Source organism: Burkholderia sp., from assembly GCF_018375725.1.
Lineage (GTDB): Bacteria > Pseudomonadota > Gammaproteobacteria > Burkholderiales > Burkholderiaceae > Burkholderia.
In genome coordinates this window covers 1-4263 of the sequence record NZ_JAHACR010000336.1, presented here as the reverse complement: position 1 = coordinate 4263, position 4263 = coordinate 1, and the positions used below count along the sequence as shown (strand labels likewise).

5 protein-coding genes and 1 other RNA gene are annotated in these 4263 nt (G+C 63.0%); 3 read left to right on the top strand and 3 right to left on the bottom strand.

Translation table 11 applies throughout. The annotated features are described in order from the left end of the window. Positions 1 to 139 precede the first annotated feature (139 nt). The 3 genes from ubiG (at position 140) to ssrA (ending at position 1958) form a co-directional block, all read left to right on the top strand. Positions 140 to 838 carry a bifunctional 2-polyprenyl-6-hydroxyphenol methylase/3-demethylubiquinol 3-O-methyltransferase UbiG gene (gene ubiG / locus KH616_RS22155; RefSeq protein WP_292251352.1) on the top strand — a complete coding sequence of 233 codons (699 nt, stop codon included), beginning with the start codon at positions 140 to 142 and terminating at the stop codon, positions 836 to 838. A 13-nt stretch (positions 839 to 851) separates the two neighbouring features. Continuing rightward, complete coding sequence (gph, locus tag KH616_RS22150) at positions 852 to 1571, top strand: phosphoglycolate phosphatase (protein ID WP_292251351.1); 720 nt, start codon at positions 852 to 854, stop codon at positions 1569 to 1571. A gap of 17 nt (positions 1572 to 1588) precedes the next feature. Further along, positions 1589 to 1958, top strand: a transfer-messenger RNA (tmRNA) gene (gene ssrA, locus KH616_RS22145). Positions 1959 to 2114: 156 nt separating this feature from the next. Here ssrA and KH616_RS22140 read toward each other — a convergent pair. The 3 genes from KH616_RS22140 to KH616_RS22130 all read right to left on the bottom strand — a co-directional run bounded on the left by KH616_RS22140 (position 2115) and on the right by KH616_RS22130 (position 4124). Beyond that, positions 2115 to 2465 carry a DUF4148 domain-containing protein gene (locus KH616_RS22140; RefSeq protein WP_292251348.1) on the bottom strand — a complete coding sequence of 117 codons (351 nt, stop codon included), beginning with the start codon at positions 2463 to 2465 and terminating at the stop codon, positions 2115 to 2117. A gap of 182 nt (positions 2466 to 2647) precedes the next feature. Further along, on the bottom strand, positions 2648 to 2917 hold the full coding sequence (locus KH616_RS22135) for a hypothetical protein (protein ID WP_292251346.1): 270 nt from the start codon (positions 2915 to 2917) through the stop codon (positions 2648 to 2650). A 127-nt stretch (positions 2918 to 3044) separates the two neighbouring features. Further along, positions 3045 to 4124, bottom strand: a complete 1080-nt coding sequence (locus KH616_RS22130) for a substrate-binding domain-containing protein (protein WP_292251343.1) — start codon at positions 4122 to 4124, stop codon at positions 3045 to 3047. Between the last annotated feature and the right edge of the window lie 139 nt (positions 4125 to 4263).

The window sequence follows — 4263 nt, the reverse complement described above, 5'->3', positions numbered from 1 at the left end:
GCCCCGCGATCGCGGGGCTTTTTTTTATCGATCGTCCGGACGCCGGTTCACGCCACGCCGGTGGCAGCGACTCCCGCGCGCTTGTATACTTTCGGACTCGGCGGATTACCGCCCCACTTTCCTTCTCCGCCTTGCCCTCATGACGAACGCCGACCCGAACGAGCTACAGAAATTCAGCGATCTCGCCCATCATTGGTGGGATCCGAATGCCGAATTCAAGCCGCTGCACGAACTCAACCCGGTTCGCCTCGGCTGGATCGACTCGCATGCGCATCTGGCCGGTAAACGCGTACTCGATATCGGTTGCGGTGGCGGCATCCTGTCCGAATCGATGGCGCGCCTCGGCGCGCAGGTGAAGGGCATCGACCTGTCCACCGAAGCGCTCGGCGTCGCCGATCTGCACAGCCTCGAGAGCGGCGTGACGGTCGACTACGAGGCAATCCCGGCCGAAACGCTCGCTGCACGTGAGCCCGGTACATACGACGTCGTCACCTGCATGGAAATGCTCGAGCACGTACCGTCGCCGGCAGGCATCGTCGAGGCCTGCGCGACGCTCGTCAAGCCGGGCGGCTGGGTATTCTTCTCGACGCTGAACCGCAACCTGAAGTCCTACCTGTTCGCCGTGATTGGCGCCGAGTACATCGCGCAAATGCTGCCGAAGGGCACGCACGATTACGCGCGCTTCATCCGCCCGTCGGAACTGGCCAGCTTTGTGCGTGCAACCGACCTGCACATCGTGGAAATCAAGGGCATCACGTATCATCCGATCGGCAAGCGCTTCGCGCTGTCGAACGACACCGACATCAATTATCTGGTCGCGTGCCGCCGCAGCGCGTGACGATTCAACCGGTATGACGACCTCCCTCTCGCCTGCGCCGCGGGCCATGCTTGAAGCGCCTCGCCTGCAAACCTGCGGTGCGGTGCTGTTCGATCTCGACGGCACGCTCGCCGATACGGCCCCCGATCTGGCGGCCGCCGTCAACAAGATGCAGCGCATGCGGGGCTTGCCCGAGACGCCGCTCGACGTATTGCGGCCACTCGCATCCGCCGGTGCGCGCGGCCTGCTCGGCGGCGCGTTCGGCATCGCGCCGCAAGCACCGGACTACGACGCGATGCGCGACGAGTTCCTGGCGAACTACGCGACGGATCTCTGCGTGCATACGACTCTGTTCCCCGGCATTGGTGCTCTGCTTGACGATCTCGATGCACGCGGCGTTCGCTGGGGCATCGTGACGAACAAGGCGATGCGCTTCACGGCGCCGCTCGTCGAACAACTCGGCCTGGGCGCGCGCGCCGCATGCGTAGTCGGCGGCGATACCACGCCGCACGCGAAGCCGCATCCTGCCCCGCTGCTGCACGCGGCGGAACAACTGACGCTCGAGCCGGCACGCATCGTCTACGTCGGCGACGACTTGCGCGACATCCAGGCCGGCAGCGCAGCGGGCATGGCGACCGTCGCCGCCGCATACGGCTACTGCGGCGACGGCGCTGCGCCGATGGACTGGCAGGCGCAGCATCTTGTCGAGACGACGCAGGAATTGCGCGAGCTATTGCGCGATGTTGGGCTATAATTGTCGATCTGAACCGCGGGGGCGACCTGGTTTCGACAGGGGTTGTGAAGCGGCTAGGGCATGTCGAGGACCCGTCACCTCGTTAATCAATGGGAAAATCGTAACTGCAAACGACGATACGTTCGCACTGGCAGCCTAAGGGCCGCCGTCCTCTGCCTAGTTCACTGACGGGCTAGTGTCGCAAGACCGGTAGCAATACCGACAGAGGTCATATACGTCAGTTAAGCCTTGGTGGCGTCGCGACGCCAGGGTCGAAAATCTAGCGAATCGCCGTAGTGCAGCGTGTTCGTCCGCGTCGCTGCGGTTAAATCAAACGACAGAACTAAACATGTAGAACTGGTCGTGGAGCGCTTCTGGACGCGGGTTCGATTCCCGCCGCCTCCACCAATACCTCTTCCGCGATATTCCGAGGAAGTTCAAAAACCCGCGATAGCGCAACGCTTCGCGGGTTTTTTCATTCCCGAATGATCCGGGTGTGTCCGTGGACAGCCTGAGTACTTCGGCGGTATTTCCAGCAGCACATGCCACCAACCGCCACGCTGCTTAGAGACCGTGGTACAGCGCCTTCATTTCCTTGGCGGTCGCCGGGCGCACGCCAGCCGTGCGCAAACCGGCAGCCGATCCGCCTTGCGCTTGCGCACCGTAGCCGCTGTTATCGACACCTTGGGCCTGAGCCGTCTGATCTTTCTGCGCGGCAACACGATTCGTCACGCTCTGGATCGAATCGGGGTAATGCGGATCTTGGCCGCGCGCCGGCTTGTAGCCTGCCTGTTCGAGTTGAACCAGCTCGGCTCGCACCTGGGCACGGGTGACCGGCGCGTTCGACTGGGCGAACGAGACAACCGGGGCAGCGAGCGCAGCAGCAACCATGGCGACTTGAACGAGCGATTTCATGATGACTTACCTCCAGTATTTGTTTGTCTGTCTTCGCGGCGAACCATGCGTTCATCGCTGACAACCGGAGTCTAAGTGGGCATCTGCTCAGGAATAAGGCAGGTTTCGGGAAGACACTCTTTCGGAATACGGGTAAACCCTCAATCAACCATTGCCCCATACCGGCCGGGGGCCGGCATGCGTTACTCGCCGTTCATCGGACACTTCAGATTGCAACCATTCGGGTCGCCCATATCGCCCTTGCGCCGCAGCGCCGACTTCTTGCCGCTCTGATATTTCTTCGATGGCGCAGACGCCGCAAACGGCATTTGCGGATGCTCGTTGAGACGGAACTCGTCGTTGAGGATGCCGCCCGGCACGCCCGGCGAATTCTGCGCAAATGCGAAAGGCGAAACGGCAATCAGCAACCCCGCGGTCAACGCTGCCGCGGAAAGAGGAAACGAAAGTTTCATGACATGACGACGCCTGACCGGCGTGCTTGTTGGAACGTTGATGAAGCGGCAAGCGTAGCGCAATTCCTCGGCCGCTGCAGCAGCGTGCGCCGCGGCTCGCATTACCGTGCGTTGCGGTCGCGGCGGGCTACGCGCCGGCAGCCGCCAGCCCCGCCGCGACGCTCGTCAGCATGCCGCACGCCGTCGGATCGTAACCGTCGAGACGCGCGACCCGCGCGTGATAGTGCGCATCGCGCATCAGCGCCAGCACGCCGGCCAGCGGACGCTCGTCGAGTCGTGCGCGCTCGCACGCGAAATAGTAATCCTCGTCGACGACCGGGATGAAATCGAGGCCGAAGTGATGCGCAGCCGGTTCGACGCCGAAGCCAAGATCGGCCATGCCGCTCGCGACGAACGCCGCGATCGCCGAATGAGTCAGTTCGGTCGACGCGTAGCCGTTGATCTGTTCCGGATCGACGCCGATCTGACGCAATGCGAGATCGAGCAGCATCCGCGTTCCCGAGCCCGGCTGACGGTTGACGAAGCGGATGTCGTTGCGCGCGAGATCGGGTAGACCGCACACGGCCTTCGGGTTGCCGCGCGGCACGAACAGTCCCTGCTTGCGTCGCGTCAGGTGGATCAGCACGTGACGCTCATCGTCGAGCCACGGCCGATAGATCTGTGCGCATTGCGCGCGGAACTGTCCGAGCGGCAGATGAAAGCCCGCCAGTTCACACTCGCCGCGAGCAAGCGCCTTGACGGCTTCGACGCTCTCTCGATATTTGATATCGACTGCGCCATGCGCCTCGACGAGCGACGACACGAGCGCCGCGACGGCATAGCCGTGCGATGCGTGAATGCGCACCACTCCGTCGCGCTGGGAAAGCCGTCGGTTCAGGTCGCTCGCCACCTCCGCGGCGAGCGCGCGCAGATTCGCATCGAGCCGCGTACGCGCGAGACGCTGCGCGTCGACCACCGCACGGCCGAGTTCCGACAATGCCGAGCCCTTGCCGCGCGCGGACTCGATCAATGCGCCTCCGATGCATGTCTCGAGCGAGCGCAGCAATCCCCACGCGTGCCGGTACGACAACCCTTTGGCCTGTGCCGCCTGGGCGATGCTGCCGGTTTCGTCGACGAGTTCCAGCAGCGGCGCCACGTCCGACAGGCTCGCCGCATGCCCTTCGCCGTCGCGCACGAACAAATGTGTGTCGCATTCGACTCGAATCATTTATGCACCGTGATTTCCTATTGCGACCATGAAAGGTTGCGCTTATTGTTGGCCAGAATCAATCAGTACGAAGCCGATGTGCATGCTCAATATGAGCCCGCAGCACATATGAGACTTTGGAGGAGCGAACCAGATGTCC

Bases quoted from the DNA above. Each gene is read 5' to 3' on its own strand.
- ubiG (WP_292251352.1), top strand. From the start codon at position 140: ATGACGAACGCCGACCCGAACGAGCTACAGAAATTCAGCGATCTCGCC.
- gph (WP_292251351.1), top strand. From the start codon at position 852: ATGACGACCTCCCTCTCGCCTGCGCCGCGGGCCATGCTTGAAGCGCCT.
- KH616_RS22140 (WP_292251348.1), bottom strand. From the start codon at position 2,465: ATGAAATCGCTCGTTCAAGTCGCCATGGTTGCTGCTGCGCTCGCTGCC.
- KH616_RS22135 (WP_292251346.1), bottom strand. From the start codon at position 2,917: ATGAAACTTTCGTTTCCTCTTTCCGCGGCAGCGTTGACCGCGGGGTTG.
- KH616_RS22130 (WP_292251343.1), bottom strand. From the start codon at position 4,124: ATGATTCGAGTCGAATGCGACACACATTTGTTCGTGCGCGACGGCGAA.